This is a genomic window from Pseudomonas sp. ANT_H12B (assembly GCF_008369325.1).
Lineage (GTDB): Bacteria > Pseudomonadota > Gammaproteobacteria > Pseudomonadales > Pseudomonadaceae > Aquipseudomonas.
Genome location: NZ_VOBI01000045.1, coordinates 1 through 2,584, shown reverse-complemented (window position 1 = coordinate 2,584; position 2,584 = coordinate 1). Strand labels below are relative to the sequence as shown.

The 2,584-nt window shown below is 56.3% G+C and carries 2 protein-coding genes; both read left to right on the top strand.

Annotation, left to right across the window (positions count from 1 at the left end):
• The first annotated feature begins 115 nt into the window (after positions 1-115).
• Positions 116-1,615 (top strand): IS21 family transposase, encoded by a 1,500-nt coding sequence (gene istA, locus FQ185_RS30010; protein ID WP_149420598.1) that lies wholly within the window; start codon positions 116-118, stop codon positions 1,613-1,615.
• The gene (gene istB, locus FQ185_RS30005) at positions 1,608-2,411 is read left to right on the top strand and encodes an IS21-like element helper ATPase IstB (protein ID WP_149420597.1); all 804 of its coding nucleotides are present in this window, start codon (positions 1,608-1,610) and stop codon (positions 2,409-2,411) included. Before istA ends, istB begins: the two co-directional genes overlap by 8 nt.
• Positions 2,412-2,584 lie beyond the last annotated feature (173 nt).

The following is a 2,584-nucleotide window of genomic DNA, read 5'->3' as shown; positions in this document are numbered from 1 at the left end:
TGTTGCCGCTGACCGAAAACTGACCCAGTAGAGGCTGTTCTGCCGACTGAAAACTGACCCAGGTGTTCAACTGCTTCTGCTCACTTTTCGAGCAGGAGAACACAGGGTGATCAGCATGGAAATGTTGGGAAAAATCCGGCGGATGTACTTCCGCGACAAGCTCTCGCTGCACCAGATAGCCAAGCGTACCGGGCTGTCGAGAAACACCATCCGAAAATGGGTCAGAGCGCCCGAAGCCACTCAGCCGGCGTACCAGCGGTGCGCGACCTTCAACAAACTCAGCCCATTCCACGACACGCTGGAACAGGCGCTGAAAGCCGATTCGTTCCGGGCAAAGCACAACCGCAGAAGCGCCAAAGCACTTTTCGAGCAGATCAAGGCCGAGGGTTATGACGGCGGCTATAGCCAGCTCACGGCGTTTGTACGCTCGTGGCGAGGTGAGCAAGGCAAGTCTTTACGCGCTTTTGTACCGTTGACGTTTGCGCTCGGTGAAGCCTTTCAATTTGACTGGAGCGAAGAGGGACTGCTGATCGGTGGCCTGTTTCGACGCATCCAGGTCTCCCACATGAAGCTGTGCGCTAGTCGCGCATTCTGGTTGGTTGCGTACCCTAGCCAAGGTCACGAGATGCTGTTCGATGCCCATACTCGCTCGTTTGGCGCGTTAGGCGGAGTGCCGCGTCGTGGTATTTACGACAACATGAAAACGGCTGTCGACAAAGTCAACAAAGGCAAGGGCCGCACGGTCAATGCCCGGTTTGCCGTGATGTGCGCGCACTACCTGTTCGATCCGGATTTCTGCAACGTAGCCTCTGGCTGGGAAAAGGGCATTGTCGAGAAGAACGTTCAAGACAGTCGACGGCGCATTTGGCTTGACGCTCAAAACTGCATGTTCCACACCTTCGAGGAACTGAATGCCTGGCTCGGCCAACGCTGTCGTGCGCTCTGGAGCGAGCTGCTGCATCCGCAGTACAACGGACTAACAGTGGCGGATGTTTTGGAGCTGGAGCGGGTCGAAATGATGCCGATGCCGTCGGCCTTTGATGGCTACGTCGAGCGCACCGTTCGGGTTTCCAGCACCTGCCTGATCAGCGTGGCGCGAAATCGCTATTCGGTGCCTTGTGAGCGAGTCGGCCAGTGGGTCAGCAGCCGTCTGTATCCTTCTCGGATCGTGGTCATCGCCGATGACACGATGATCGCCAGCCACGAGCGCCTCTTTGATCGAGATCAGGTCAGTTTTGACTGGCAGCATTACATCCCACTCATCGAGCGCAAGCCAGGTGCACTGCGCAATGGCGCACCGTTTGCCGATCTGCCCAATCCGTTGCGGCTTCTCAAACGGGGCCTGAGACGTCACAGCAACGGTGATCGAATCATGACGCAGGTGCTGGCTGCCGTGCCCATCGCCGGTCTCGACCCGGTGCTGGTAGCGGTAGAACTGGTGCTTGAGGCGGGAAGTCTGAGCGCCGATCACATCCTGAATGTTCTCGCCCGACTCACCGCTACTGCACCACCGCCTTCCGTAGAAACCAGCCTGCAACTCAAGGTGACTCCCGTTGCCAACACGGCCCGATATGACCAACTCCGTACAACAGATGAGGAGAGCCGCAATGCGTGACTTGATGGCAGAACTTAAAGAACTGCGTCTGCATGGCATGGCGCAGGCTTGGGAAGAACTGGCGGCCCAGGGAGAAGCTTCGACGGCATCCTCGAAATGGCTGCTTGAGCATCTGCTCCAACAGGAGCAGGCAGATCGCGCCGTGCGCTCTGTGAATCATCAGATGAACATGGCAAAGCTCCCCATGCACCGTGATTTAGCTGGCTTTGACTTCAGCGCTTCCAGCGCTGATGCCCGTCTGGTCAAGGAATTATCCAGCCTGGAATTTACGGAGACTGCGCAAAATGTGGTGTTCATCGGTGGGCCTGGAACCGGAAAAACACATCTGGCCAGTGCCTTGGCGGTGTCCGGAATCACTACTCATAACAAACGAATCCGCTTCTTCTCCACGGTGGATCTGGTCAATCTGCTGGAGCGTGAAAAGTACGATGGTAAGGCAGGCCGAATCGCCCAGGGACTGCTTCGCACAGACCTGGTGATATTGGATGAACTGGGTTACTTGCCCTTCAGCCAGAGCGGCGGCGCGCTGTTATTTCACCTGCTGTCCAAACTGTACGAACACACCAGCGTGATCATCACCACCAACCTCAGTTTCTCGGAATGGTCGAATGTATTTGGCGACGCCAAGATGACGACTGCGCTGTTGGATCGGCTGACACACCACTGCCACATCGTCGAAACGGGCAACGAGTCCTACCGTCTGCAACACAGCACCTTGGCCGCCCAGACAAAGATCAAATCGCGTGAACGAAAGCGCAAGGACGAAGATGGTATCGAGGACGATGAACCGTTTTGATCTGCACCATAAACACCCTGCCGCATGCATGCCTGCATGCGGTCGGGCCCCATGCGTTTTCAACCAGGACACTACTGCTAAGCTTATCCACAATTGCTGGGACAAAAATCAGCAATCCGTCCTGGGTCATTTTTCAATCGGCAGGGTGGGTCAGTTTTCAATCAGCGCCAACA

What these genes read in the sequence shown, in the direction of transcription:
- istA (WP_149420598.1), top strand. Translation starts at nt 116, where the DNA reads ATGGAAATGTTGGGAAAAATCCGGCGGATGTACTTCCGCGACAAGCTC.
- istB (WP_149420597.1), top strand. Translation starts at nt 1,608, where the DNA reads ATGCGTGACTTGATGGCAGAACTTAAAGAACTGCGTCTGCATGGCATG.